The 25,112-nt window shown below is 65.0% G+C and carries 31 protein-coding genes, 3 pseudogenes and 1 riboswitch; of the genes and pseudogenes, 20 read left to right on the top strand and 14 right to left on the bottom strand.

What is annotated here, in order from left to right:
• Window positions 1–97: 97 nt before the first annotated feature.
• Both ACZ46K_RS19100 and ACZ46K_RS19095 read right to left on the bottom strand, forming a co-directional pair.
• Window positions 98–316 carry a hypothetical protein gene (locus ACZ46K_RS19100; protein WP_054806686.1) on the bottom strand — a complete coding sequence of 73 codons (219 nt, stop codon included), beginning with the start codon at window positions 314–316 and terminating at the stop codon, window positions 98–100.
• Entirely contained in the window at window positions 313–1,320 is a 1,008-nt protein-coding gene (locus ACZ46K_RS19095) for an ABC transporter substrate-binding protein (protein ID WP_464744154.1), read from the bottom strand. Before ACZ46K_RS19095 ends, ACZ46K_RS19100 begins: the two co-directional genes overlap by 4 nt.
• A gap of 64 nt (window positions 1,321–1,384) precedes the next feature.
• Window positions 1,385–1,514: riboswitch (cobalamin riboswitch) on the bottom strand.
• 137 nt (window positions 1,515–1,651) lie between these two features.
• Between ACZ46K_RS19095 and ACZ46K_RS19090 the strand changes: the two genes are divergently transcribed.
• A complete protein-coding gene (locus tag ACZ46K_RS19090) occupies window positions 1,652–2,224 on the top strand; it encodes a GNAT family N-acetyltransferase (protein ID WP_054806685.1) in 573 nt (190 codons plus the stop codon).
• 79 nt (window positions 2,225–2,303) lie between these two features.
• On the opposite strand, the gene ACZ46K_RS19085 is transcribed toward ACZ46K_RS19090, so the two are convergent.
• The gene (locus ACZ46K_RS19085) at window positions 2,304–2,657 is read right to left on the bottom strand and encodes a type II toxin-antitoxin system Phd/YefM family antitoxin (protein ID WP_464744152.1); all 354 of its coding nucleotides are present in this window, start codon (window positions 2,655–2,657) and stop codon (window positions 2,304–2,306) included.
• 149 nt (window positions 2,658–2,806) lie between these two features.
• Here ACZ46K_RS19085 and ACZ46K_RS19080 point away from each other — a divergent pair, with 149 nt between their 5' ends.
• Complete coding sequence (locus ACZ46K_RS19080) at window positions 2,807–3,097, top strand: hypothetical protein (protein WP_464744150.1); 291 nt, start codon at window positions 2,807–2,809, stop codon at window positions 3,095–3,097.
• Window positions 3,098–3,240: 143 nt separating this feature from the next.
• Here ACZ46K_RS19080 and ACZ46K_RS19075 read toward each other — a convergent pair whose 3' ends face one another.
• Window positions 3,241–4,287 carry a D-alanine--D-alanine ligase family protein gene (locus tag ACZ46K_RS19075; protein WP_464749399.1) on the bottom strand — a complete coding sequence of 349 codons (1,047 nt, stop codon included), beginning with the start codon at window positions 4,285–4,287 and terminating at the stop codon, window positions 3,241–3,243.
• A gap of 154 nt (window positions 4,288–4,441) precedes the next feature.
• Between ACZ46K_RS19075 and ACZ46K_RS19070 the strand changes: the two genes are divergently transcribed.
• A complete protein-coding gene (locus ACZ46K_RS19070; RefSeq protein WP_054806683.1) occupies window positions 4,442–5,134 on the top strand; it encodes an aspartate/glutamate racemase family protein in 693 nt (230 codons plus the stop codon).
• Window positions 5,135–5,140: 6 nt separating this feature from the next.
• Here the strand turns inward: ACZ46K_RS19070 and ACZ46K_RS19065 are convergent, their stop codons facing one another.
• Together ACZ46K_RS19065 and vanY-N are read right to left on the bottom strand one after the other, a co-directional pair.
• Complete coding sequence (locus tag ACZ46K_RS19065; RefSeq protein ID WP_464744148.1) at window positions 5,141–7,129, bottom strand: ATP-binding protein; 1,989 nt, start codon at window positions 7,127–7,129, stop codon at window positions 5,141–5,143.
• An 11-nt stretch (window positions 7,130–7,140) separates the two neighbouring features.
• Entirely contained in the window at window positions 7,141–7,692 is a 552-nt protein-coding gene (gene vanY-N, locus ACZ46K_RS19060) for a D,D-peptidase/D,D-carboxypeptidase VanY-N (protein WP_054807862.1), read from the bottom strand.
• Window positions 7,693–7,760: 68 nt separating this feature from the next.
• Here vanY-N and ACZ46K_RS19055 point away from each other — a divergent pair.
• The 4 genes and pseudogenes from ACZ46K_RS19055 to ACZ46K_RS19040 form a co-directional block, all read left to right on the top strand.
• Window positions 7,761–8,186, top strand: a pseudogene (locus ACZ46K_RS19055) (response regulator transcription factor); the annotation flags it as partial.
• 63 nt (window positions 8,187–8,249) lie between these two features.
• Complete coding sequence (locus tag ACZ46K_RS19050) at window positions 8,250–8,579, top strand: ArsR/SmtB family transcription factor (protein WP_464749398.1); 330 nt, start codon at window positions 8,250–8,252, stop codon at window positions 8,577–8,579.
• Window positions 8,579–9,280 carry a cation diffusion facilitator family transporter gene (locus ACZ46K_RS19045; RefSeq protein WP_464744146.1) on the top strand — a complete coding sequence of 234 codons (702 nt, stop codon included), beginning with the start codon at window positions 8,579–8,581 and terminating at the stop codon, window positions 9,278–9,280. The genes ACZ46K_RS19050 and ACZ46K_RS19045 overlap by 1 nt, the downstream gene beginning before the upstream one ends.
• Window positions 9,281–9,363: 83 nt before the next feature.
• The gene (locus ACZ46K_RS19040) at window positions 9,364–9,558 is read left to right on the top strand and encodes a DUF3703 domain-containing protein (protein WP_464744144.1); all 195 of its coding nucleotides are present in this window, start codon (window positions 9,364–9,366) and stop codon (window positions 9,556–9,558) included.
• Here the strand turns inward: ACZ46K_RS19040 and ACZ46K_RS19035 are convergent.
• The 3 genes from ACZ46K_RS19035 to ACZ46K_RS19025 form a co-directional block, all read right to left on the bottom strand.
• Window positions 9,504–9,644, bottom strand: coding sequence for a hypothetical protein (locus tag ACZ46K_RS19035; RefSeq protein WP_464749519.1), 141 nt, complete (start codon window positions 9,642–9,644; stop codon window positions 9,504–9,506). The genes ACZ46K_RS19040 and ACZ46K_RS19035 overlap by 55 nt on opposite strands.
• A 108-nt stretch (window positions 9,645–9,752) precedes the next feature.
• A complete protein-coding gene (locus tag ACZ46K_RS19030; protein ID WP_464744142.1) occupies window positions 9,753–9,899 on the bottom strand; it encodes a hypothetical protein in 147 nt (48 codons plus the stop codon).
• Complete coding sequence (locus ACZ46K_RS19025) at window positions 9,896–10,168, bottom strand: PASTA domain-containing protein (RefSeq protein WP_464744140.1); 273 nt, start codon at window positions 10,166–10,168, stop codon at window positions 9,896–9,898. The genes ACZ46K_RS19030 and ACZ46K_RS19025 overlap by 4 nt, the downstream gene beginning before the upstream one ends.
• Window positions 10,169–10,530: 362 nt before the next feature.
• Here ACZ46K_RS19025 and ACZ46K_RS19020 point away from each other — a divergent pair, with 362 nt between their 5' ends.
• Complete coding sequence (locus ACZ46K_RS19020; RefSeq protein WP_464744138.1) at window positions 10,531–11,220, top strand: DUF2716 domain-containing protein; 690 nt, start codon at window positions 10,531–10,533, stop codon at window positions 11,218–11,220.
• On the opposite strand, the gene ACZ46K_RS19015 is transcribed toward ACZ46K_RS19020, so the two are convergent.
• On the bottom strand, window positions 11,217–12,002 hold the full coding sequence (locus ACZ46K_RS19015) for an aminoglycoside adenylyltransferase domain-containing protein (RefSeq protein WP_054806836.1): 786 nt from the start codon (window positions 12,000–12,002) through the stop codon (window positions 11,217–11,219). The genes ACZ46K_RS19020 and ACZ46K_RS19015 overlap by 4 nt on opposite strands.
• Before the next feature lie 230 nt (window positions 12,003–12,232).
• Between ACZ46K_RS19015 and ACZ46K_RS19010 the strand changes: the two genes are divergently transcribed.
• From ACZ46K_RS19010 to ACZ46K_RS19000, 3 genes and pseudogenes are all read left to right on the top strand, one after another.
• Entirely contained in the window at window positions 12,233–13,405 is a 1,173-nt protein-coding gene (locus ACZ46K_RS19010; RefSeq protein WP_464744136.1) for a glycosyltransferase family 87 protein, read from the top strand.
• A 91-nt stretch (window positions 13,406–13,496) separates the two neighbouring features.
• A pseudogene (locus tag ACZ46K_RS19005) lies at window positions 13,497–13,862 on the top strand (DUF6924 domain-containing protein); the annotation flags it as partial.
• Window positions 13,863–13,954: 92 nt separating this feature from the next.
• Window positions 13,955–14,287, top strand: coding sequence for a hypothetical protein (locus tag ACZ46K_RS19000; RefSeq protein WP_464749518.1), 333 nt, complete (start codon window positions 13,955–13,957; stop codon window positions 14,285–14,287).
• Window positions 14,288–14,392: 105 nt separating this feature from the next.
• On the opposite strand, the gene ACZ46K_RS18995 is transcribed toward ACZ46K_RS19000, so the two are convergent.
• On the bottom strand, window positions 14,393–14,806 hold the full coding sequence (locus tag ACZ46K_RS18995) for a hypothetical protein (RefSeq protein ID WP_464744134.1): 414 nt from the start codon (window positions 14,804–14,806) through the stop codon (window positions 14,393–14,395).
• 293 nt (window positions 14,807–15,099) lie between these two features.
• A pseudogene (locus ACZ46K_RS18990) lies at window positions 15,100–15,442 on the bottom strand (IS256 family transposase); the annotation flags it as partial.
• Between the two features lie 156 nt (window positions 15,443–15,598).
• On the opposite strand from ACZ46K_RS18990, the gene ACZ46K_RS18985 reads away from it, so the two are divergent.
• Window positions 15,599–16,450 (top strand): alpha/beta fold hydrolase, encoded by an 852-nt coding sequence (locus ACZ46K_RS18985; protein ID WP_054806841.1) that lies wholly within the window; start codon window positions 15,599–15,601, stop codon window positions 16,448–16,450.
• A 357-nt stretch (window positions 16,451–16,807) separates the two neighbouring features.
• Window positions 16,808–17,524: an SOS response-associated peptidase gene (locus ACZ46K_RS18980; RefSeq protein ID WP_054806842.1), complete on the top strand. Its 717-nt coding sequence runs from the start codon at window positions 16,808–16,810 to the stop codon at window positions 17,522–17,524.
• A 408-nt stretch (window positions 17,525–17,932) separates the two neighbouring features.
• Here the strand turns inward: ACZ46K_RS18980 and ACZ46K_RS18975 are convergent, their stop codons facing one another.
• On the bottom strand, window positions 17,933–18,526 hold the full coding sequence (locus tag ACZ46K_RS18975) for a TetR/AcrR family transcriptional regulator (protein WP_464744132.1): 594 nt from the start codon (window positions 18,524–18,526) through the stop codon (window positions 17,933–17,935).
• A gap of 82 nt (window positions 18,527–18,608) precedes the next feature.
• Between ACZ46K_RS18975 and ACZ46K_RS18970 the strand changes: the two genes are divergently transcribed.
• The 4 genes from ACZ46K_RS18970 to ACZ46K_RS18955 all read left to right on the top strand — a co-directional run bounded on the left by ACZ46K_RS18970 (window position 18,609) and on the right by ACZ46K_RS18955 (window position 21,613).
• A complete protein-coding gene (locus ACZ46K_RS18970; protein WP_464744130.1) occupies window positions 18,609–19,463 on the top strand; it encodes a patatin-like phospholipase family protein in 855 nt (284 codons plus the stop codon).
• Between the two features lie 241 nt (window positions 19,464–19,704).
• Entirely contained in the window at window positions 19,705–19,908 is a 204-nt protein-coding gene (locus ACZ46K_RS18965) for a zinc finger domain-containing protein (protein WP_464744128.1), read from the top strand.
• A gap of 564 nt (window positions 19,909–20,472) precedes the next feature.
• On the top strand, window positions 20,473–20,853 hold the full coding sequence (locus ACZ46K_RS18960; protein ID WP_464744126.1) for a hypothetical protein: 381 nt from the start codon (window positions 20,473–20,475) through the stop codon (window positions 20,851–20,853).
• Window positions 20,854–20,938: 85 nt separating this feature from the next.
• Complete coding sequence (locus tag ACZ46K_RS18955; RefSeq protein WP_054806901.1) at window positions 20,939–21,613, top strand: hypothetical protein; 675 nt, start codon at window positions 20,939–20,941, stop codon at window positions 21,611–21,613.
• A gap of 227 nt (window positions 21,614–21,840) precedes the next feature.
• Here ACZ46K_RS18955 and ACZ46K_RS18950 read toward each other — a convergent pair whose 3' ends face one another.
• Window positions 21,841–22,878 carry a hypothetical protein gene (locus tag ACZ46K_RS18950; protein ID WP_054806898.1) on the bottom strand — a complete coding sequence of 346 codons (1,038 nt, stop codon included), beginning with the start codon at window positions 22,876–22,878 and terminating at the stop codon, window positions 21,841–21,843.
• Window positions 22,879–22,946: 68 nt separating this feature from the next.
• Between ACZ46K_RS18950 and ACZ46K_RS18945 the strand changes: the two genes are divergently transcribed.
• The 3 genes from ACZ46K_RS18945 (at window position 22,947) to lexA (ending at window position 25,085) form a co-directional block, all read left to right on the top strand.
• A complete protein-coding gene (locus tag ACZ46K_RS18945) occupies window positions 22,947–23,306 on the top strand; it encodes a hypothetical protein (protein WP_464744124.1) in 360 nt (119 codons plus the stop codon).
• A 101-nt stretch (window positions 23,307–23,407) separates the two neighbouring features.
• Window positions 23,408–24,091, top strand: coding sequence for a hypothetical protein (locus ACZ46K_RS18940; RefSeq protein WP_464744122.1), 684 nt, complete (start codon window positions 23,408–23,410; stop codon window positions 24,089–24,091).
• Between the two features lie 355 nt (window positions 24,092–24,446).
• Window positions 24,447–25,085 (top strand): transcriptional repressor LexA, encoded by a 639-nt coding sequence (gene lexA, locus ACZ46K_RS18935; protein WP_464749397.1) that lies wholly within the window; start codon window positions 24,447–24,449, stop codon window positions 25,083–25,085.
• Window positions 25,086–25,112: the final 27 nt, after the last annotated feature.

Below are 25,112 nucleotides of genomic sequence, written 5' to 3'. Positions count from 1 at the left end.
CTCGGGAGAAGGAATCGCCACAGTATGCACGAGTCGTGATGGTACCGCCGTCGTCGGTCCGACCGAGCAGTCCGAGCGCGTCACGTCATCGGCGTGGTCAGACGACCCCGTAGACGACGTAGTCGTCGAACAGTTGCCAGGCGGTCCCTGACTCGGCGAACCCGTCCTGTCGCAATGCGGCGAGGTCGACTGCGATGAACTCGCCTCCTGCGGTGAGTTCGAGCGTGTCGAGCATCGCCGTGAAACGCCCTTCCCGGTCGGCGACAGAGGCGGCCTGCTGACCGTTCCAGCGCTCGACCAATTCGTCGGGAGTCACTGCACCACACCCAGTTCGCGCAGGCCGGTGGCGAGCTGCTCGATTCCTCCGATGTTACGGATGGACGGGTCCATGGTTGTGCCTTCGAGGATGATGTACCGCTTGTTCTGCACCGCGGTGAGGCGACTGGCCACCGGGTCCGATTCGAGGAACCGGATCTTCTCCTCGGCACTGTCACCGTCACTGCCACGTGTGAGATCGGCCAGCACGAGAACGGTGGGGTCACGATCGAGGATGCTCTCCCAGCCCGCCTCGGGCCACAATTGTCGACTGTCGCCGAACGCGTTCTGTGCCCCGACTTCACGCGTCATGATTCCTGGGGCACCACAGCATCCGGCAATGTACGGACTGGCAGTTCCCGCATACCACCATGCGAGCGTCACCTGTGAGGCATCGATACTTCCTGCAGCCGCCTCGGCCCGGCCACGCAGATCGCCGACGAGGTCGTCACCGCGTTCGCGGACACCGAAGAGCGTGGATATGTCCAGGATTTCGGAGTACAGGTCGTCGAGTGTGAGCTCGGAATCCTGCACGGCGTCCTGCCCGGTGCATTCGCTCGGAGACTGATACGTGGAGATTCCCATTCCGGTGAACCGGTCGCGATCAGCGATGCCCTCATCGGTGAATGTGTAGTCGAAAGTCGTGTACACAAAATCCGGCTCACGGTCCAGCACCGATTCGAACGACGGGAACTCCGTGTCGAATGCGTACACCTCGGAAGCCGCAGGTTCGAGTTCCGGGAGAAGCCGATCGTCACCGAGCGCAACACCGGAGAGTCGATCTGCCAGTCCGAGACTGAGCAGCAGTTCCACGGCGGGCTGGTTGACGGCCACCGCCCGTTGGATGGCGTCGTTGGGCGAAACCGTGATGCCGCAGTTGATCACACCGCGCGCGTCTACGGTATCGACCGGATCGTCGCTACCGGTAGAAGCGCCACACCCGGCCGCACCCAACACCACCACGGTCGCTGCGGCGACCGCTGTATTCCGAATTCGTCGGCGCATTACCCATCGAGCTTCCTGTAGCCACTGCACGCGAGCGGACCACACGTCATTACCCGGGTACGGCGAGCCGCCACCGGTCCAGCAGGGTATCGGGCTCGGGGGTGTTCGCCCCTCACCGTTGCGCGTCAGCTCCGGATTCCCACCGGATTCCACCTGGCCCCATCGTCGGGGCTACCTGGCGTGACGAATCTAGCAAACAGGGCCTCACATCCGAATTGCCCCTGCCTGACCCGTCCGATTCGATCACCGACAGCGAACTCTCCGACGGCGGGCCCACCGGCTTCCGACGGCATCGGAGGTGTTGCCAGGTACGCCATGGCATCGTGGATCCATGACCATCTCAGTTCGCCCGGCTTCCGTGTTCGAGGATGTCCGGACCCTGGTCGGTCCGAAGTCGCCCGGGGCCAACGTGTGCTGGTGCGTGAGCTACCGGATCTCGTCCAAGCTCAACAACGAGCTTCGCGGACCGGCCCGCGGCGAGTATGTCGCCGAACTGTGCCGTGCGGAACCCCCGCCGGGAGTACTCGCCTACTACGGTGACGAGCCGGTCGGCTGGGCCGCTGTGGCACCGCGCTCGGCCACGTCCTTCGCGCGCAGCCGTAGGATCCCGCATGTCGACGACCTGTCGGTCTGGTCGCTGTGGTGTATCCGTGTGCGTCCCGGTCATCGCAAACAGGGGATCTCACACGCTCTGATCGCCGGCGCGGTCGAGTTCGCTCGTGCCCACGGCGCACCGGCGATCGAGGCGTACCCGCTCGACAACGGCGAGGACAAGGTCGACATCACGATGGCCTATGCCGGGATCCGAAAGAACTTCGAGCGCGCCGGGTTCACTCACGCCGCCGATACCACTTCTGTTCTGGCCGGGCATCCCCGAGTTCTGATGCGGCTCGACTTGCGCTGACTGTGTTGACCACACCACTGCGAGCAACATTTCGGCCGCCTTGCCCCGACATACCTGTGAGAAGCGGGATAGGGGAGAGCTAGCGGGCCCGTCGCCGCTTCTTGCGCGTCTTCCGCTTCTTTCGGCTCTTGGTGTTCTTGGTGCTCTTGGAAGACGGGGAGGGGGTCGGCTCGTCGACGGACTCGTCCTCGGACACAGGCGACGCGACAATCTGTTCCTGAACCGACCGTTCCATCTCTCTACGCAGACTTGCCATCAATTCAGGGGAGCGCAGGAGGAAGGAGGCTTCTTGAAGAGCGAGGTATCGTGCCTTCGAGATCAACACCGCGGTGTCGTGTTTACCGTCGATTTCGACCGCGACCGTATCGTTGTTGACCTTCCGAACCAGATCCCTCAATTGCGTGCGGGCAGCCTTCACCGAGATTGATGGCACCCGTGTGAACTCCCTTCCTCTGCTCGACCGACCCGGGCATCATCCCATCGTCGCGCCGATTTCGGGCAGGAACACGACCCGTGTGTCAGCGTGGGCATGGCAGGAGGCCTCGGAAGGGGACTTCGACGAGCCACTCTTAGCGTCCGGTCATGCCGACATTCGTAGTTGAGCCTATGACCATCGACGTCGCCGGCGTTGTCGAACTCCTCGAGCGTGCGGTCGGTGGGGACGACCGCGAGCGACTCGACCGCGCCTGTGCGCGCTACTGTGCAGGACCAGCCGGACTCGCGGGCGTGTTCGCTCAGAGTGCTCCCATCGGCGTCGTCGGCTACCTCCATCACGCCGACGGTCGGGGGACGATTCGCCAGGCATTGGCGCTGGATGGGCGCCTCGACAAGACGCAACACGACTGCATGACCCGCCCGCCATCCGAGCGGTAGAACAACAGCCGGCCCACCGCGAAGCTGAGGCCGCCTCGAAGTGCGTGTCCTTCATGTCGGGCTTGCTCTCGGCCAGGGTTCATTGTTCAACGAGACCCGCAAGATACGTCTGGTCGCCCCCGCCGTTCTGTATCTCGCCGCGATCATTTCGGGCAGCGGGCCCGATTGTGTACCCGAAGTGAGGGTTCTGCCATGTCTTTCGAGTGATCGACCCGAGTGCTCGGCGACAGCCGAGGGTTGCGGCTCCGCGCGAGCCCCAGGTCGATGAGACGGCTCAGCAGATCCGGGTACGAAAGCCCGCTGGCCTCCCAACCTCTGGCATAGACCGAGCGAGCGGTGAAGCCGGGCATGGTGTTGATCTCCAGCACGTACAGGCGGCGCGTGTGCTCCTCGTAGAGGAAATCGACCCTGGCCAGACCGTAGCCGCCGATCGCACGGTAGGCGCGCAGCGACATCTCGCGTACCTCCTCGGCGATCGGCTCGGGCAGCGCGGCGGGAACCGTGGCGATCTCGTGGTCGCTGAGGTATTTCCCTTCGTAGTCGAGCCAGTCGCCACGGATGTTGAGTTCGACGGCGACCGAGGCATCGGGGGTGTCGTGGTCGCCGAGCACGCCGCAGGTCAGCTCGCGAGCCACGACACCCTGCTCTACGACGAGGACCCGGTCGTAGCCGAAGGCCAGCTCGACGGCAGTGTGCAGTTCCGCCATGGAGGTGACGCGGGAGATGCCGATGGAGGAGCCCATGTTGGCCGGTTTGACGTACATCGGCCAGTCGAGCGTTTTCACCAGACCACCCCGGTCGGTCGTGGTGATCCAGTCGTGCTCGGTGAACCAGACGTGCGGAGTCATCGGGATGCCCTCCGCCAGAAACACCCGTCGCATTGCGGTCTTGTCCATCGCCACGGCCGACGCCAGGACGCCGCAGCCCACGTACGGCAGGCCGAGCGTCTCCAGGTGCCCCTGAACCACACCGTCCTCGCCGAACGGGCCGTGCAGCACAGGGAAGACGATGTCGATCATGCTCCGGCGCAGTTCGAGCGACCAATTGCCCTTCCGGTCGATGACGACGAGGACGGGGTCGTATCGCTCTTTCGGCAGCGCATCGAGCACCGCCCGCGCTGACTGGAGCGAAACCTCGTGCTCGGCAGATGGTCCCCCTGTCAGCACAGCCACGCGCAGGCGTTCAATCATGTTCACCCCGGCAGTGTCCGATGTCCGGCCGACTGATCACCAGAGCATTCACTGCTCAATTTCTGGTCATTCCCGTTCTGGTCATTTCAGGAGCAATACTCGGGCAGTTTTTGGTCTGCGAAATGAACAACGCCTCGGTCTAACCTGCTGACCTATGCGGACAATTGGGCTGATCGGCGGTCTGAGCTGGGAATCGACGGTCATCTACTACCAGACCATCAATCAGCGGGCGCGCGAATGCCTCGGCGGCAGCCATTCGGCCGACAGCCTGATCTGGTCGGTCGACTACACGACCGTCGAAGACCTCATCTTCGCCGGCCGGTGGGACGAGGTCGGCGAGCTACTCGCCGACGCGGGCGTCCGGCTGGAGGCAATGGGGGCCGAACTACTGCTCATCTGCAGCAACACCTTCAGCCGGGTGAATGACGAGGTGGAGCGGGCGGCGAGCGTGCCCGTGCTGCACATCGCCGACGCCGTGGGCGCCGAGGTCAGTGCCAGGGGGATGCGCAAGGTCGGCCTGCTGGGCACCCGCTTCACCATGGAGGAGCCCTTCTACCGGGATCGGTTGGCTGGGCACGGCTTCGACGTGGTCGTCCCCGAGCGCGACGAGCGTGAGCTGGTCCATCGGGTGATCTTCGAAGAGTTGGTACGAGGGGTGCTGAGCCCCTCGTCCAGGGACGCCTACGTGCGGGCGATCGCCGGTCTGGCCGACCAGGGCGCCGAGGCCGTCATACTCGGCTGCACCGAGATCGAGCTGCTGATCACCGAGAAGGACACCGCCATCCCGCTGCTACCGAGCGCCCGCCTGCACGCAGAGGCGGCGGCGGCCTTCGCCGTCGCCAGGTGATCGGTGTCAAGGAGAACGGTGTAGCTCGCGGTTCCAGAGGTCTTCGCTGATGCGTTCGATGCCGGCGATCAGGTGACGACGATAGGTACTGAAGGACAGGCCGAGGCGCTCGGCAGCGGCCTCCTGGGTGGGAGCACCACGCAGGTACGTGATGTCGAGGGCACGGTGCGGCTTGCCCGCCCGCGGATCCCGGCCCAGGTCTCGGATGCTCTCTTCGAGCAGCTCGCGCAGGGCGCGGGCGGGGTCGGGCCGACCGGCGAGCAGTCTGCTGCGGGTGAGGGGGTTGGCGGCCAGCTCTCCGTGTTTCGAGAGGTGACGCAGCGCCTTGCGGATGGCGTCGGTGAACTCTTCCTGGGACAGCACCGCCCGATCCGGCCCGTGCTCGGCCGGGGTCTGCTGGGCGCCGGCCGACAGCAGCCGGTCGAGCCAGACCCGCGCCGGCACGGCCCGCCAGTCGTGGGCCGGTAGGAGATACTCGACGTCTCCCTCCCCTGCGTGATGCCCGAGGTCGCGCATGTCGTAGTACTCGAGCGAGCGGTCGTCACTGCGGACGGCCACGAACGACCAGGCCAGACGTTCCGAGCGAAGAAACCAGCCCACGGCCCGCCACTGGATCAGATTCATCACCGGCGACATGCGGAAGTTGTGTTCGCGCACCCAGCTCCGGTAGACGGCCAGGTGCTCGCCCGGCCGCAGCGGGGCTTTGGCGTGGGCGTGGGCCCAGGCCGTGGCGACGATCGGGTCCGTCTGTGCCTGCGCCTCCGAGTCGAAGCGGAGCCAGGCGCAGGCGCCTGCCAGCTCGCCGTCGGTCGTGCGGCGGTAGAGACGGAACGCCTGCGGCTGCCGGGCCATCCAGTGGGAGACGGCGGGCACGGTCTCCGCGTCCCACTCCGTGGCCAGGCGCAGCAGGTCCTCGGCGTCCTCGGGGCGGAAGGCGTCCTCGTAGATCTCGCCCGCACCGCGCCAGACGTGCGGCCCTGGTGTACGGCCTTCGTCGCGGTGCAGGTAGAACAGCGAGCCGACGGCCCTGAGCACATCCGCGTCGTCCGCGTCGCGAATCTGTTGCGTCAGGTGGGCTTTGATTTGCCGGTGCAGGTCGGCGTAGCCCTTCGGATCGCGCCAGCGCAGATCGGATTCGAGGATCTTGCGTACGACGTCATGTGGATACAACCCGAGCGGGCTCGACTCGACGAACGGCAGCCGCCGCAGCCAGGAGAACAGCGCCGCCACGTTCTGGTCGGGCTGCACCGCACGCAGCACGTCCTGCGTGCACATGTACGTGTGCGCACAGACCTCCAGGGCATGGCGATGCGCTGGGCTGGGCGCTTCACCGACGATCTGGTCGAGCAGGGCAGCGACTACGTCAGGGGTGGGCGTCCGGCGCGAATTGGCGGCGGTGTCTTTGTTTGCCGCCGCGGCCCCGAGCGACAGGGCGAGTGGGTGCCCGCCGGCGAAGACGAGCAGCGGATCGCGCAGCTCACCGGCCACGTCGCGGGAGTCCAGCAGTGCGGCGGCGTCCATGGGTTCCAGGTCGCCCAGCTCGATGACCTGCAACATGTCGGCCCAGCCGGGGTCGGCCTGCCACGCCGCATCCGGGGGTATGCGCCCAGCCACCACGACCAGCGCGCCGACCGGCAGCGCCGGCAGGAACTGTTCGCACAGCCAGTGTTCCAGGCTGTGGATGTGTTCGAAGTTGTCGATCAGCAGCACCGCGCGCTCGTCGGCGAGTATCGAGCCGGCCTCGGTTGCGAAGGCTGCGGGGGATGTCTCGAGCATCCTCCCGTCCAGCATCAGTACGGTGCGAGCAGCTTCTGCGGTTCGCTGGGCGAAGCGCCCCAGCAGCGCCGACTTGCCGATGCCGCCGGGGCCGTGCACGAACATCACTCTGCCGCCGCTGCACAGCGCCTCGTCGAAGGCGGCGAGTTCCTCCTTCCGTCCGACGAAGGCGCGGTGCCTCGCGGCCTGGAGATGCGCCATCCAGGTGCGCGGCATCATGGCGCCCCTCGTCAACGAGATTGCCGAGCATTGCGGAATTCCCGGGTCGTTGGTGGCATACCGACGTCCGGGTGGTGTTCGAAGTGCCACCACTCGTTGTCGTAGATGCGGTAGAGGCCGTAGCGGGCACCGTGTTCTTCCAGCCAGCGCGCGCCTTCGAGCGGGCGCACATCCAGTGCACTGCCCTGGACATGTCTGGATTCCGCAGGTGGCAATACGTGTATCCGGGCAGCGGCCGGCGAGCCGGCGCGGCGCACCTCCTCGTCGAACAACCGCTGTTGCAGACGGGGATCGCGGTATCCCGAGGTGAGGCCGATGAGCTGCCCGTGGCGCCAGAGTGCCTCGGTGCGCGCAGCGGTGAATGCCGCCTTGGCATCGTCGGTGAGCCCGGTGAGTTCTTCGGCAGGAAATCGCATTCCCAATGCCCAGCAGCAGGCCAGTTCGCGGGCGCGGCAGGGATTGCAGATGAATGCAGCGGGTAGCAGGAACACGGCGAGCGCCACCGTGACTACGGCGAACAGTCGGTCACGGGGACGAGGTGGGATGGTGCGTGGTTCGTTCATGCCTCCAGTGAAGGAGGTCTGGTGTTGCCGGCCTGTATCCAGTTTTCGATACATCCACGATATGCGCCGGCATGCCGATTCTCATGCTCGCCGCAGTCCGGCTCGACGGCAAGGTTACCGGGTTCGAGCTCGGCGCCGATGACTACCTCACCAAGCTGTTCGAACTTCGCGAGCTCGTGCTCCAGCTTCGTGCCCTCGACCGCAGGCGTGTTCACAACGAGTCTCCTCTGCGCGAGATCGCTTGCGTATGTGTGGTTCTGTCCTGCCGCGAGGTCTACCACGACGGCCGCTACATTGCGCTCACCGGGAAGGAGCTTGCTGTGCTCGAAGTACTGGCCGCCGCGGAAGGCAGTGCCATCAGCGCCGAAGAGTTGTTCGAGCGAGCGTGGGATGAGAACGCAGACCCCTTCATCAACGCCGTGTGCATCGCCGTCTCGGCACTGTGCCAATGCCTCGGCGAGCCCCGGCTGATCGCCACCGTGGCCGGCATCGGCTCTGGCGTCGCCAGAATTAGTACATGGGTTTCTGAATACAGCAATATCTGTATTGTAGCTCGTATGGACACCCTGCTACACAGTGACGCGCTGTCCCGTTTCGGATACGCGTTGTCGGACTCGACCCGCACCCAGATCCTGCTGCATCTGCGCCGTGGGCCGGGTTATCCGTCGGACCTGGCCGAGCGGATCGGGGTGTCGCGGCAGATCCTGTCCAACCATCTGGCCTGCCTGCGCGGCTGCGGACTGGTCGTCGCGATTCAGGAAGGGCGGCGCAGCCGCTACGAACTGGCTGATGCGCGCATCGGGCGGGCCCTGGACGACCTGGTCGGACTGGTGCTCGCGGTCGACCCGGCCTGCTGCCCGGCCGCCGCAACCGAGGAGTGCTGCTGATGTCGGATCCGGGGATGCCGCTGGCGATGCTGGGGCCGAGCCCGCCCCGCAAGGCGGTGCTGTCGCGGCGGATCCGCTGGTTCGTGACGGCGACGATCAGCTACAACGTGATCGAGGCGATCATCGCGTTGACCGAGGGCACCCGGGTGTCGTCGACGGCGTTGATCGGCTTCGGTCTGGATTCGGTGATCGAGGTGGCTTCGGCAGCGGCGGTGGCCTGGCAGTTCTCCGGCCGCGATCCCGCGGCACGGGAGAAGATCGCGCTGCGAATTATCGCGCTCTCGTTCTTCGCGCTGGCCGCCTACGTCACCATCGACGCCGTCCGCGGTCTGCTCGGCATCGGCGAGGCACAGCACTCGCCGATCGGGATCGGTGTGGCCGCCGCCAGTCTCGCGATCATGCCGGTCCTGTCCTACGTGCAACGGCGCGCCGGCCGCGAACTCGGCTCGCGGTCGGCGGTCGCCGACTCCAAACAGACCCTGCTATGCACTTACCTGTCGGCGGTCCTGCTGGTCGGGCTGCTCCTCAATAGCGTGTTCGGGTGGTCGTGGGCCGACCCGATCGCCGCTCTCGTCATCGCTGTGATCGCGGTGAAGGAGGGTAGGAACGCGTGGAAGGGCGATACCTGCTGCGCACCGCCACCGCTGAATACCACACAGGTGGCGGACATAGGTCACGACTGTTCCTGCTGCGACGACTGACCCCTACTCGACATCCACGGAAATGAAGGGTTGCCCCTCATGACGACCGCCGGTATCGGCATCACGCAGCTCTACCAGCTGAGATGGCGGCAGCGAAGCGCACCGCCGACCCGCGGCAGCGGTGGACGCATCCGGAACGCGCGCACATCGTGTCGCGGCCTTATCCGTGGCTGCACACCGACAACCTCGTCGAGCCGCACTCGCCGGCCTTGCACGGTATTCGTCACGGGAGTGCGTCGACCACTGTCGGTGGGGCAAAGAGGAGGGTGATCGAGTAGTCGATGGTGTCGAGTAATTCGTTGGCCGCACCTAGTTCGAAGGTGCGCCAGTCGATGTTCTTCTGCTGGTACCCCCACTGCCGCATCACTTCTGTTCTGAGCGGGCGGTGTGGTGGCCGTCGAGTTCATCGCCGGTAGGCCGGTGCTCGTGGGGGAGCGATGCTCAGGTCCTCACCGGGTCACGCAGGTCAGACTCACCTGCGCGTATTCGCCCGGGTGAGTCGTGTGGGATAAATGCTCGGCCCGGAGTGCAGGTGCCGTTCGGCCTGCGGCAATACCGCCGCGATCCGGTCGAGGATCGGGGCGAACAGCGGCGGGCTCTGGGTTCCTGCCGCACTCAAGCCGGGTCAAGCTCCGCGGACTCGTCCCGGTGTGGCACCGATGCACCGTGCCGGGTGCCGCTGTCCTGGTTCCACAGGACCACTTCGGTGCCGCTCGCAGCCGCGGCCTCCCCGGCAGGTTCCTGGGCGACGATCACCCCGCTGGACGGCGCGGCGGCCCCGTCGGGTCCGACCGGCAGCAGTCCCGTTCCGCGCACGATCGCGCAGGCATCGTCGGCGTTCAGGCCGACCACGTCGGGGACGTCGAGTTTCGCGTCGTTCTGGGCCATGGCCGTTTCTCCTTCGGACACTCGCTCGAGCGGGTCGCGGTGGCGTCTGAGCACGAGCTGAGTATTTCCAGGATGACACGGAGCCGCCGCTGGTCGCACTTGAGCGGTGGGCTCCGTGTGGAGCCGCAGGGCACGACGGCCACGGCCTGCGCAGCCGCGGCGTGAATCGCCCCGTATCCGTTTCGACAGCACCGGACCATCCCGCGGCAGTGCCACGCTGCGGTGGACCTTGTTCACCGACGACCCGATCCCGGACGACGACACGGTCGTTCACATGCGCACGCGGATCAATGAACTGATCAACGTCGAGTTGCGCTTCCCATTCGGGCAACAAGACGATGCGACCCATCAACATTCCAGTAGTGCCTCCGGTCGCGCGCCGAGGTGGAACGAACCCCGCAGCGACCCGCGCGGTGATCCATCCGACCGTCGAATGGTTCTCCCTGCTGTATGCCGGGATCAGTCGTTGCGTCGGGGACGGTGAGGGCGCAGTCTGGGACGACGCGCCCGAGACCGGGGACATGCCCGAAGAGCAGTTCACGGTGCTGGCGGCGGTGCTTGCCGAGCACACGGCACCCCGGAGGACTGCTGGTTCGGATTCGGGGACGGTCGTAGTGGACCTACATCGGCTCCTCCGCCGACTGCGTCCGTGCACTACGTGCCTGCCCGTCCCCGGAGACCATCGACACTTCCGACACGAACTTGGTGACCTGGGACAGCGACGACGTCAACCCGCTCCCGCCGAACCCGTACAAGCGATCGCAACAGCCGTCGACAGGAGACACGCCATGATGAGGCACACGCTCGACTTCGGTAGCCCGCTGCCTCCGGGCTGGACCACACTCGACGACAAAAATCCGTACTGGGATCGGTTCACCGACCGGTTCGGGTTCCGGCCTGGGCTCACCGAGCCGGATTGGCCGGCGATCGCCGAACCGACACCGTCGATCACGTTCGACCTCACTGCGCCCGCCGACGTCCCGGGCGCGTGGGCGAGTCGGTTCGATCCGGGTCGGTTCGAGCGGATGAAACTGTGGTGGTCGCGTTTCTAGACAGAGTGCCTGCGAGCGAGAGCCACCATGTACTCAGCTGCCCCGCCAACCTCGTCGGCGAGGCCCGACCAGTCGTCAGGTATCTCACCGAGGTAGCTCGCACGGGCATGCCCGAGTATCAGCGCGTGCGGCTCAGGTAGATGGACTGCGACGTGGTCGACAGCCTCGTCCTTCGGGACGATCCGCCCGGTCTCGAGGGTCACGAGGATGCGGGCGAGCACCAGCAGCGTGTGTCTCTCCTCGCCCTCGTCTGCGGACAACCCCTCGAGGATGCCGGGTAACAGATCGAACATCGACTGACGCAGAACCGCATCCGGCACCGGAGCGATCAGATCGCCGAGGCCTGGACCGCGAAGTGGAAGGTGGCTCTCGATCGCGGTTGCCAACAGGATCGGAACATCCGGGTCCTCCGAAGGCTCCGGCAGCACACCATCGGCGAAATCGATACGTAACCATTCCCCATACTGAAAGTCTCGCCAGGCAGGTGGAGACCAGGGATGGTCGTTCGCGAGCACCAGTGACGTCAACTCGACGGGGCGTCGATCCGCTGACTCAGGGAACCGTACGGAATGCCCGGGCCAACCCGACAGTGACAGCAGTAATTTCACGAGCCCGCGCCTCTCCGACCTCGCCAACGTGCGTCGAGTCAGGAGGAGAAGATCCAGGTCGCTGTGCGGACGGAGTCCGCCTGCGGTGGCCGAGCCGTACAGGTAGAAGCCGACGACACCGCCCGGGTCGACGTGATCGAGGTGCGCCAGCAAGGGAGTGATCGCAGTATCCATCGGTGCCAAACGTACGCGAACTGCATACTCACCGGCCGGGCACAGGAATCGGCCGCGTGGCTCGGCTGGATCTGCGTAATGCCAACCGCTGAGCGACCACGACTACGACCAGCTCGCAGGGTCGGACTTCCCTGATGAAGATGATCTGCGGTATCCGTAACCTCGCACATATGACTACGCGTCCCCTGATTCGTGTGTTGGAGCCGCAGACTGCTCGTTCGTTCACTCAAATGACGGCGTACATCGTTTGGCCGCTGGTGGTGATGGTGGTCCTACAACGAATCTGGTGGTCGCTCGCCGATCCGACCCCCGGCCGGTTCCTCGACCTCTACGACGCATCGTTCCGTTTCCTCAACCCGCACACCGTATCTGCTGTCAGCGAATCGCTCAGCTCCGGCGCCGTCATTCTGACCGCTCCATGGGCAATCCTCGATCCAGACCAGGCGCGGTGGGTGCAACTCGGCCTGAGCGTGCTGGCGCTACTGGGCGCGTGGGTGTTGTTGCTACGTCTGCTGCAGATCCCGATGCGGTCGGTCTTGGCGCCGGTGTTTCTGCTCGCAGGGTTCTATTGCGGTCCGGTGACAGACACTCTGCTCATGGGCGATCTCGGTGCATTCGTGCTGCTCGCGTTGGTGGCATGGTTGTACCTGACGGTGCACGGGCATCGGGTCGCTGCTGGCGTCGCGCTCGGGATCGTCGTGGCGTTGATGCCGGTCTTCGCGGCGCTGCTGGTGGTTCCGCTGCTTCAGCGCCGGTGGCGCGAGGTGGTTCTCGCGGCCGTGATCGCGAGCACGGCCATCGCGCTGGTGTGGGTGCGCCTCGACGGTGTTGACGGCGTGGGTATTTCGGCGCTCGGCGGCGTCGACGCCGCCGAGCGTTCGTTCTTTGCTCTGGCCGAGTACCTGCACTTTCCTGCATGGTTGACCGTGGGGTTGGCGCTGGTGATCGCGGTCGCTGCCATTGCCGCAGTGACGCTGGCCTATTCCCGGCAGCACGGTAGCGAGGTGCTGTTCCTGCTCACGGCCAGTGGTGTCCTCGTTCTCGCGTGTTGTCTGCTCGCCCCTGGCAGCCACGAGAACCATTCGATCGCGCTGCTACCGCTGGTCGGTAGCGTCGTACTCGTGGGTTCTGCTGTGCGGGTGTGGCCGGCGTGGCTGGCCATCTATGCCCTCGCCGCGGACGAGAACTGGTACTCGACATATGTCGGTGGGCTCGGGGCGCACACCGAGGTACTCAGGGTGCCGGCGGGGTGGTCGCTGCTGTTGGCCACGATCTGCGTGGTGCTCACTGCGGCGGGTCCTCGTGCGCGTGCCGGTGTCGAGGAGGGGCAGAGTCGAAGTGAGGCCCCGGGGGACCGTCTTCTGTCACCGTTCATCGTCGCCCCTCCTGGCGCCCTGGCCTGATGGTGTTGCAGCTCTCGATGACGGCCGCTGCGACGAAGCCAACCGCTCTGCGACGTGCACACGATTCGTCTGATCGCGATGGGAGACACCGATGACCTTCCCTGACGTCGAGGTACCGCTGTTCCGGCTCGACTACAGCAATGAGCAGGCGTGGAACGACGTTGTGCACGCAGCCCTCGGCGATATGTCCGAACGTACAGATCCACTGACTATTGTCGACGACATCGAGTTCGACGGCAGGGACATCGACGAGCTCCTCGCTCGCCTCAACGAGGACGATCCTGGATACCAGTTCTTCGTCGTGGCCGATACGCGAACCCTCACCGAGACGGACCACCCGTTCACCATCGTCACCGCCACCAATCCTCCGCACAGGCTGCAGATCGCAGCGCACACGGTCTCAGATGTGGTGGCAAACCTGTGGATCCGCAACCTCGAGATCGAGGACTATCTCACCGCGGCCGACCCGATGAGGTCTACTGAGCAGCTTCTCCGCAGTACACCGAAAAACAGGAACGCACGGTCCGGGTCGACGAAATCTTCGAAGCGATGGGCGACGGTTCGTGGCCGGGATCGCTCGAGGAGTTCCGCCTGGGTCTGTTCGATTACCGCGCACGGGCGGGATTTCGGGTGTTCGCCACCCTCATCGATGCCCAACTCGCCTACAAGGACAGGTCCCGGCGTCCTCTCCCGGCGTACTTGAAATACTGGGATGTGTACGGGCACGAGGATTACCTCGCCGCGCTCAGCAAAGGGGGCCAAGTCCTGTCGTGTCAGTTCTCATTGATGAGCGGCGATCCGGATGATCACTGGCGGGCGATCCTCGATCCGGCCACCCTGCGGGTGCTCGCAGCGATGCGGTGGATCAAACGCTCAACCTGAGCGGCGAGGTTTGTCAGGGTCTCCGAAGTCGGCAGGCGCCGATCGGGAGCTGCATCTAGGAGAGTGGCTACCGGTCCCACCCCACTCTCCACCGCTGGCGAGCTGTCACGGCTCCTGGAGGACTGCGGAAGCAGTTCGGAGCCAGAAGAACAGACCCACCGCGACGAGGACCTGACCACCGATCAGCGCCATCGGTAGGGCGAGTAGTTCCCATCCGGTCGTGCCGAAGTTCAACGACCACAAGACTATTGCTGCACCCAAAACGAGGGTGGTCAGCTGACCGGCAGTCATGAGGACCGATGCCACTGTGCGCGTGCGACGCTGTAAGACACACGCAGTGCCGACGATAGAGGCGGTGAATGCGCACGGCAAGCCGATCAGCGTCGGCCACATCACCATCAAGCCGAACCCGTTGGAGACCTCCACGACACCGGACAGAAGAAGCGGCGGCACGACGAACAACAGGATCGTCACCGTACACAGCGCCGAGATGATCGACGCGACCCGCAGCATCTTCATCCCGTCAAGGTAGCGGGGGAAATGATCTACGGGATGCGACGACGGCACGGGAAACTCCGGCGAATCTCACCGAGACACTGCTGGCAGGTCCGCGCGATCGTCGACTTCTCCTCGAAACACGCGAAGGTCGTCGACGATACTGTGCTATCCCGATGATTCGGCCGATAAAGACCACAGCGGTGATTGGAGCGAGTTCACTCAGCTGCTAACACGGTGTCCGATAAGTGGTTCGAGTTGCGGGTAGCGCATATGTGGTGGGGTGTGCCCCGACCATCGCCAGCAGACAGAGCCCCGAACTCCACTGCTTCGTTCTTCCACTGTGGTGTGAGCCGGGTGATCGAGGAAGCCGGCAGGCCGGCGCCGGTACCGAGGAACTGCTCCGAAGCCGGGCCGAAGTCGCTGTTTGAGAGGCCGTGCAGGTACAGCAGTGGCGGCATCTCGGATGCCTGCTCCGACTTGCGTGCCCACGTGGGCAGGATCGCCGACGAGAAGCGTCTGCACTCACTGGTGTCGGGGGTCGGCGTGCTTGTCGTTCACGGGGGGCCTTCACGGTCATCGCCCGGCGGCAGTCACGACCTCGCGTTCGTCGTGGTAGCTGTTGTGGACCACCAGTCGGTGCCCGTTCTCGTCGACCTCGGCGTGCAACGCCGACTGGTATGGCGGTGTGGAAGCACTGGTACGCGATGTCATCCGCTCCCGAAGCGGCGTGGTCAGCAACTCACGGGCGAACAGCGCGCCTGTTCCGGACACGGTCGGCGGTTGCATAAATGTAACGTGTTCTAGTGTTGTGGGATGGACGTGACTTACGAGGGGACGAAGAGGGCGATCGCCACCGATAAGGGGGTGCTGCGATACCACGAGGCGGGACAGGGACCGCCATTGCTCTTGCTACACGGTTCCGGCATCGGAGTCAGCGGGTGGCGTAACTACCGAGGAAATCTGGACGTGTTCGCGGAGCACTTCCGTTGCTACGTCCTCGAGTTCCCCGGATTCGGTCTGAGTGATCCCGTCGATGGTCATCCGGTGCTGACGGCGGGGTCGTCGGTGATCCGTTTCATGGACGTCCTCGGCATCGAATCCGCCGCGATGATCGGCAATTCGATGGGCGGAGTCGTCGGTGTCAACGTGGCGATGAAGAGCCCCGAGCGGGTGAACAAGCTCGTCACGATCGGCGGGGTGGGTCCGAATATCTTCAGCCAGAACCCGAGTGAGGGAACGCGTCTGCTGCAGGACTTTGCCGACGGACCGAGCCGCGAGAAGCTGGTCCGCTGGCTCGAGTGCATGGTTTACGACCGGTCCGTGGTCACCGAGGAGCGGATCGAGGAACGTTGGGAGTCGGCAAACGATCCGGAGTCGCACAAGACGTTGGCCGCAATGTACGGCTCCGAGGCTTTCGAGGCGCAGCAGCAGGCGATGGCCAGCCCCGGCCGACCGCCCTATTGGTCGATGATGGGCAAGGTGCAGTGCCCGACTCTGTTGACCTGGGGTCGCGACGACCGGCAGTGCCCGCCGGACATGCCGATGATCCCGATGCGCTTGATCCCGAACGCCGAGTTGCACGTCTTCCCGAACTGCGGGCACTGGGTGATGGTCGAAGCCAAGGATGCGTTCGAGCGGATCACCCTCGAGTTCCTGCTGCGATGAGTTGACGACGAACTGCCGGCAGATGCGAGGCGGTGGAGGTAGCCGTCCCTCGGTCTCCGGGTCGGCCGATTCCCACAGCATCGACAATCCCGGTGGCAGCATCGTTCGACTGTAACCAGACGCGTCGGCGCCGTCCGTGCGGGGAACGATCTACTCGAAGTCCGCGCCGCAGGCCCATCAACAAGAGACTGCGATCCGCTCCACGTTTGCGACCGCATCCGGTGCAGTCGGAAATCGGCGGCAGCCAGGACGGGTCATCAGCGCAGATCAACACCCCTAAACTCTCGCCGGCTCTCCTGATCCGTCGGTGGCCACGGCTATCGTTCGTGGTGTACCTGCGACGACGGAGGTCCGATTGTGTGTGGCCGCTATGCAAGCACCAGTACCCGAGCTGATCTGCTCGCCGCCTACGACGCCGTCGAGGCGGTGGGGGAGGAGTTGCCGCCGTCCTACAACATCGCCCCGACGCAGCAGGTGAACGTGGTGCTCGAACGCGCGCCGCGCACCGAACCGGACGCTGATCCGGTGCGGATGGTGTCATCACAGGTCAAATGGGGTTTGGTGCCGTCGTGGGCAAAGGATCCGAAGATCGGATCGCGGTTGATCAACGCGCGCTCGGAGACGATCACGAGCAAGCCGGCGTTCAAAGCGGCCGCGGGGCGCCGCCGCTGCGTGTTGCCGGCGGACGGCTACTTCGAGTGGATGAAGGACGAGGGCGGCAAGAAGATCCCCTTCTTCCTTCACGCCGAGGGGCCGGTGTCGATGGCCGGCCTCTACGAATTGTGGCCGAATCCGAGTCTGCCCGACGATGATCCGGACCGATGGCTATGGACGTGCACCGTGCTCACGCGGCCGGCGACCGACGCGGCCGGACAGATCCACGACCGGTCACCGGTGATCCTTCCGGATGCGTTCATCGATCCGTGGCTCGATCCTGCACTGACCGACCGCGACGACGTGGACGCACTGCTGAACTCTGTACCGGAACCGCATCTGGATCTGTATGAGGTGAGTACGGCGGTGAACTCGCCGCGCAACAACACCCCGGATCTGCTGCGCCCTATCGAGGGGTGAGCGCGAAGGGACGTGTCCTCTGACCCGCTCACATCCATGTTCCGTGAACGCGCCGCTGCTACCGTTCGCCGGGATCGATCCGTCGTACCAGGCCGGTACGGTGCCGAGGAATGGAACACGCCGAGATCGACCCGACCGAGCACCCCGACTATCTGACGTTGTCGGAGGCCGGGACGGAATGCGGCGTGAGCTCGAATGCGGCGTGAGGGCCGCCGGGTCGATGACGAGGTACTGGCCCTCGTGTCCCCCGCGCACAGCGTGAACATCAACTTCTTCGGCGCGTTCGAGGTCGACATCGATGCCGAGCTGGCCCATCTCGGCCCGACCGGGCACCGGCCCTGCGTATGCGCGACACACTGTTCTGATATCTGACGTCACCGGTCCTGCTTGGCATCCGGCGAGTAACTGTCAATGCCTGTGGATCGGTTGACGCTGTTCGGGCCGCTGCCGGAGAAGTTCGGAGAATCGGTCCAGGGCGCGGTCGGTGCGGTGGCGGTCGCCGGTGGCAGTGAGATCGAGCATCAGGCCCCGGATGACGGCCATGACGAGCGTGGGAGTAACGGTGTCATCAGGGCCGGTGGCGATGTCGCAGAACGTGGCGCCGAGCGTGTGGAACCAGTCCGTGATCGCTTCGGCCTGGTCTGGATAGTTCTCGGGGTTCGCGAGAGCGGCGGCGTGCACTTCGAAGATCAGCCGGACGTACGGGGCGCGCTCCGGTGCGCTGAACCAGGCCCAGATTCCGCGCAGTCGCTCCTCGGGAGAGGCTGCCTCCGGCGGGAGGTGCTCGGCCAGCCGTGCCGCACCCCGACGGCGGGCCTCGGCGAGGACGGCGACCACCAGCTCTTGCTTGCTGCCGAAGTCGTAGAGAAGCATCCGCGGGCTGGTATCGAGTGCCGCAGCCAGCGGCCGCAAGCTCAACCCTGCCAGGCCGTGGGCCAGCACGTAGTCGGTCGCCCGTGCCAGCGTGTGCTCCCGCCTAGCCAGGTCAGGGGGTCTCCCCACTGTCGATCATCCTCTCACCAGCACCAATCTGATCCTCCGGCAGTATATGGTACGACTGTTTCAACAATGACAGGAGGCAGCCATGTACTCACTCGACCGGGCACTCGTACTGGGCGCCGGAGGCCTCGTCGGCACGGCCTGGATGGCCGGGCTGGCCTGCGGACTGAGCCGCGGCGGGGTGGATCTCGAAGGGGCCGACCTGATCGTCGGCACCTCAGCCGGCGCGATCACCGCCGCACTTCTGGCTACCGGCCAAGACCTCGACCGGCTCGCCACCCCCATGCATCCTGCCGACTCCAACAGCACCCCTCCTCGGGTGGACAGGCGTCGGCTGGGCGAGGCGTTCGCCGTGCTCGGCGATGCCGGCTCGAACCCGGCCGAGGCCTGGCGCCGAGTGGGTCAGATCGCGCTCGCCGCCGACACCGGTCCCGAGCAGGCGCATGTCGCCCGGATGGCCGCCATGGTCGGCACAGACCAATGGCCAGACCGGAAGCTGCTCATCCCCACGATGCACGCCGAGACCGGTGAGCCGGTGGTTTTCGACCGTTCCAGTGGTGCACCGCTACCGAACGCCGTGGCGGCAAGCACCGCCTTCCCGGGCATCTACCCACCGATCACCATCAACGGCCGCCGGTACATGGACGGTTCCCTGCGGTCAGCAACCAACGCCGGACTTGCTGCTGGAGCCCGCACACTCGTCGTGGTCGACCCGCAGGCACACCTGTTTCCGCGCGACCTGCACAAGGAGTTGATGGCCGCGGGGGCGCACACAGCCGTGACGATCGAGCCCGATGCGGCATCAATTCGAGCATTCGGCCCAGACCTGAACGACCGGACGACCTGGGAGCCGGCTTATCAGGCGGGCCTTTGCCAAGCTGCCGAGGCCGCCGAGCGGCTCTGCTTCGTGTGGAAGACCAGCTCCGACATCACGGACTGACCGCGGCCCACGCCCCGGAGTGATGCTGCGCCTCATCGGCGGCCTATTCGATGACCATCACGGGATCCAACTGTGGCCGTTTCGAACCGCGCGCTATGCGGTGCGGGAGTGCGTTCGCTAGATACATCCAGGGACTTGACCTCCAGGCGCGCCGGACCCGCTCGCTGATGCGTCCGACTTCACCGATGGCTGACGTCAAGATCAACCAGTGTAGCCAGGGCCGCGGCACCCGTTCTCACAAATGATCGGATGCGAGAGTTCTGCGAGCGCCTCCGCAGCGCTCACGAAACCGCAGGCCGCCATTCGCAAAAGTCCCCTCGAAACCGCCGCGTTGTGCGAGAGGCTTTCCTCTATGGAACTGACGTCGGATCAGGCCGCCGCCGCGGTAGAACGCCACCGCTGCCCCAACTGCGACGCACCCGCCGGCAGCGCGTGCCGCACCTGAAGCGGCACGACACCCCGCGGAACTTCTGAGGATTCCGACAATATCGCGGGAATCCCTGACTGACATGCATTTGGAAAACCACAGGTCAGTGCGCCGCCCTACTGACACGTCCGGCCGGAACCTACACCCAGGACAGAAGAATGCCCTAAATGTCCGAAATACACGTTCCACGATTCGGTGTCGGTTTCCGGATTCCGTGTCCTGAAGTGGGACATGGACGTATCCGAGCCTGTCGAGTCCTACGCGATGGACCTTTGGCCTGCACCGTTCGGGGAGTTCGAGCAGATCAGGAAGCAGGACCAGGCATGGAGCGAGGAACCAGAGTCTGACGACACCGGCCTGGCGGCAGAAACCACGCCCTCGATAAGCGACTTGGTGGATTCGGGGGGTGAGCGGCATCTGGGGCACGCCCCGGCTGGACGTGTCGTTGGATCCGCGGTTCTGGGACGGCCGACCGCCCTCCGGTGCACTCCTCGACACCGTCACCGAACTCGCCGAGTCGAAAGCGAACCATCAGATGCACCGGACGACGCTCCCACGAATATTGTCGGTGCGTGTTACGCCGTGGGGCGAGATCTGCAGTGCCGCTGGCACGGCCCCGACACCTACATGCACAACTGCCTGTGGACGGTGTCGCTGCTCGACACTGGCTACTGCCACCTCACGCTCGAAGCCGGGCCGCGGCCACGGCACAAAACCACGGGAACGGTGGCGCTGAAGAGTCTCGGGTTCGGGGGTCCCCACGTCGAGCAATCGGTGCAGGAGCTGACCGTGCTCATCGCCGGCGAGGTGCAAGATCAGCTGGCCAGCGGGATGCCGTTCGTGCAGTGGCCCATCGACGAGCAACGAATGCTGATGCCGACGTGCCGCGACGGACACGCCGTGTGGGTGGCGCGCAGTTCTGATCACGTGATCGCCGAAATCGGTGCGCTGTGCTCGCGATGAGTTCCACGAACGGCCCAGTGCCGGAAACGCTTGCCACCGAATGCGCGAGGTACTGAAACCGCTCACTGCCGGTAGCGTTCCCGGAATGTATCGTGCGCTCCTGAAGAAGACCGGAATTGTTGGGCTGCTGCTGGTTTTGACAGCATGCGGGAAAAGCGGTGAGGAGCCGAAAGAGTCCGTATCCCGCGACAGCCTTCTTCTCACGTCCGAGGACCTTCCCGCCGGAACGCAGACCGCTCGGTTCACCGAGCCAGAACAGTTGGTGCTGAACCTACTGCTGGACACGCCCAGTGACGTCGGGCTGCCGATCGAGGTCGCTTACGAACCTGCGGAGTGTGGTGAACAGTCGAGCTACGCCGACGAGGCCCGACTGACCTTGAGCGACGTCGATACGACGTCGATGATGGCCGCATACCTCGACAACGAGCGTTCCTATCTCGCGCTGGTAAGTGAGGTTCCACTCGATATCGCGCGGGTCGCAGAGGCGCACACAGGGTCGTGTTCGACCTACAGGATGAACTCGCGAACCATCACAACCTCGCGACTGGACCTTCCTCCAGCGATCGCAACCGAGAACGCAGTCATCCTCTACGAGGTCTCTGATCCAGATAATCCGGACTGGTCAAACGGCGAGGTCGTGTACGGCTACGCATCTGTCGACGAGTACACGGTTGCTGCTTTGGGCATGAACGGCAAGGAATTCGAACAGGAGTTCACCGAGTTCTTCACGAAAGCCGTCCTGAAGGTACGAGACCGCTAGAGCATGTCCGGCACATGCTTTGTCCAGGCGACCACAGCGTTCAGCATCACCGCAGCACCGTAGGTGATCGCACGTTTGCTCCCTCGGCGTCATCGCATCCGGTGGGATCCAGACGGTAACTTCGTCGGGAGGGACACCGATTGCACTCCCCGGTCTCTACTGGGGATTGAGGCCGGACGTATCCGCAACCCTCGAAACGGACAACGAACCCGGAGTCGGTCGATCGTTCACACCCCTGAAGTCGGCGCCCATGGCGTGTCCTGTGTGCGGCACCATTCGACAGACCCACCGTCGGCTCGGACCAGACGCGGATCGAGCCAGAAGGTGGCATCGGGATCCCATCCGGCCAGGACACTCGCACCGGAGCGAGCGATCAACGGGATCGCCAGACCGGGTGTGGTGAGGTAGCCGAGCACAGTCAAATGCACCGCGTCGTAGTCGGCGGCTACTGCCGCCCAGTCCGGCAGATACCACTGCAGATGCTTGCCGGTGGTGTCGTACCAGTCGGAGCGACGCGAGGCGGGCACCGCCAGCGGATACGCATCGACGAGTCGGGCCCAGGCATCGGGGCCGGTGATTTCGTACACCCGCGCCGAGGCGTCGACATGCACCGGCCACACCCGAGCGTGCAGACCGTCGGAGATGTCGTCCTCGGCGAGCAGCAACTCCACCGCACCCAGCTTCTCCCGTGCGCGGCTGGTGACCCGCACTCTGCTCGGGACCGGGGTCGACCACCACTCGCCGCTGATCTGTCGCTCGGGTTCGGCGTCCAGAAAGCGGCGGAACCGACCCTCGTCATCGAGGACATGCCGTCGCCAGGCAGATAGATCGGCGTCCTCGTCCTGGTTCGCCCAGAACGAATCGGACCATTCTTCGGTGAAGTTGTAGCGCTTCTGCACTGCCCGTTGGCACAGCGGATCCATCGGCGCGGACCACCACCGCGCATGCTCTGAGGCCAGCACCGCATCGACGATCGGGGTCAGGGCGGCGACGAGGGCCGGATCGGCGAACCAGAGGTCCTCCTCGTCCGGGGGCTGCCAGTAGCGCGCGAAATCCGTTGCTCGGCCCAGCGCTTCGAGCATGTCGAGCTCCGATAGCTGCGTGACGGCCTTCGCGTCGACAGCGGCCAGGACGTCGAGTGCATCTGCGCGTGTAAATGGCTCGCGGTAGTTGCTCGCGCGCTCGTCGAGGCTGCATGTGTAGCCCAGGTAGGCGGCGAACCGCCGGCCCCGCGGTGACGACAGCACTCGCTCGACGGTATCCATGCGACGAATTTACCGTGATGACCACCGGGCGGACCTGGCCTCGAGGGGTGGAAACGCTAGGGTGCGCTATGCCGGAAATCGCGCGTCGGCGGCGCACTCAGCCACCGCCGCCTCACATTGTCTACCAGGCCCTAACCGACCCCGACCGTGATCCGAGGCGTCCGTGGCTGATCCTGCGCGAGGATGAACAACGCCCGGTGATCGTCGAGACGGTCGAGCCGGATCTGGTGGTGTGGACCTCGATCTGGCCGTGGCGCCGCGATGCCCGGATCCGTTTCGAGCTCTCCGGATCACGGCGCAGCAGCACCACCTTGTGCTGGATATTGACGGTCGACGACCCGATACCCGACGACGAGATGATCATCCGGATGCGCAAGCGCGTGAACGAGCTCATCAACGCAAATCTGCGCTTTACGTTCGGCCAGTAGCTGTCGCTCCTACCTCGATGTTCCGAGCGTAGGCCCGCGGCACCGCGACATGCGGGACGAGATTCGCGCGGTCTCGGTGCGATCGTGGCAGGCTTCGGTTCGTGTGGACTGCGGACAGTTTCCAACGGGGCGCATCAGCCGGTGAATGGGTGCACGAAGGTCTGTCGCGATTCGCAGATGGTCATTGCGGCACCTTGGTCGGCGATGTGGTGCCGCCGGTGTTCGAGGCCTACGCACGTGTCTTCCACCCGGCTCATCGGCGGATCGGTCCTGCAGCAGGTGAGGTCGAACCGGTCACCTGGCATGCGGTGGCGGAGGCGAACGAACGCATCGCGCACCCGTTGATGGAGTGGGACTTCATCGCTGCTGCGCCACGCCGGGGCCACGGGCAACCGGGATTGTGGGACGAAGGCCCGGCGACCGGAGACCTGGACGGCCCTACGGCTCGTGCCCTGATCGCCGTGCTCACCTCCTTCACCGCCACTGCGGACCAGTGCTGGTTCGCGATATGGGAAGGCAACACCATCCTCGACGATGTCCGCGAACACGCCGGACGCATGCTGGCCGGGTGGATGGGAATGTTCCTGATCGCCGATGCGATCACCGCGGCCGACAACCGATTCCGCAACTTACTCTCCCCGAACTTCTGGTGGCCGCAGGACCATGCATGGTGCGTGGCCACGAATATCGACCTGATGGCCAGCTTGTGGGTGGGTCCAGGCAGTGTGTCGAGGCGATCCTCGCATCCCCCGAGCTGGAAGCATTCGAGGTTTCGACGGAGATGAGTGTGCAGTGGGACAGCGACACCATCAACCCTCGACCGGAACGCTTCTGAGCCCGGACGGGCACTCAGTTTCGCGGAGCGACGCCACAGGGGTTACGCCAGACCCGTTGTTTTCGGCGACTACTACCGGAACCCCGATCCATGCGGTCGATCTGTGCGCGCAATGCGCGGGCAGCGTTCGAGCATCCGTTGTCGGCGGATGGTTATTTCGAGTGGGTGCAGGATGAGGACGGCAAGAAAATTCCGTCATTCCCCGGTTCGTGAGGACATGGAACTCTCGATCCTGTTCCACCGCGCTCGGACGCGCCGCGGTGATCACCTACGATTCCTTGGTGACCGATTATGACGATGTCGACATGTTCGGCGGCCTCGACGCCTCCACATTGCCGCTCCGCCAGCAGCAGATTCTGGCAACGATCCGGGATTGGGTGGCGTCACACGGATGCGCACCCAGCACCCGTCAGATCGGGGACACGGTGGGCCTACGGTCGACATCGTCGGTGTCCAAACATCTGAAGAGCCTCGAGGACAAGGGCTTTCTCCGGCGAGGTACCTCCATGGCTCGGCAACTGGATGTGCGCCCGTTCCTCGCCGGCACCGAGCACGGCCGTTCGAACGACAACAATGTGGCAGTGCCGGTGGTCGGCGACATCGCGGCCGGTGCACCGATCCTCGCCGAGGAGTATGTCGACGAGACGCTGACGCTTCCGCGCGAGCTCGTCGGGTCCGGCACGGTGTTCGCGCTGCGGGTACGCGGTGAGTCGATGATCGACGCCGCGATCTGCGATGGCGATGTTGTCGTGGTGCGCCGCCAGGACGAAGCTCATTCGGGCGAGATTGTCGCCGCGATGATCGACGGCGAGGCCACGGTGAAGGTGCTGCGCCGCCGCAACGGTCACGTCGTCCTCGAGCCACGCAACCCCGCCTACGCCGAGATCAACGGCGACGACGCGGTCGTCCTGGGCAAAGTGGTTTCGGTCATGCGCCGGATCTGACGACGTATCGAGTCCACGAGAATGTCG

The organism is Rhodococcus sp. JCM 9793 (assembly GCF_055380405.1).
The sequence above is the reverse complement of the archived record's forward strand: the minus strand, read 5'-3'. Positions and strand labels throughout refer to the sequence as shown.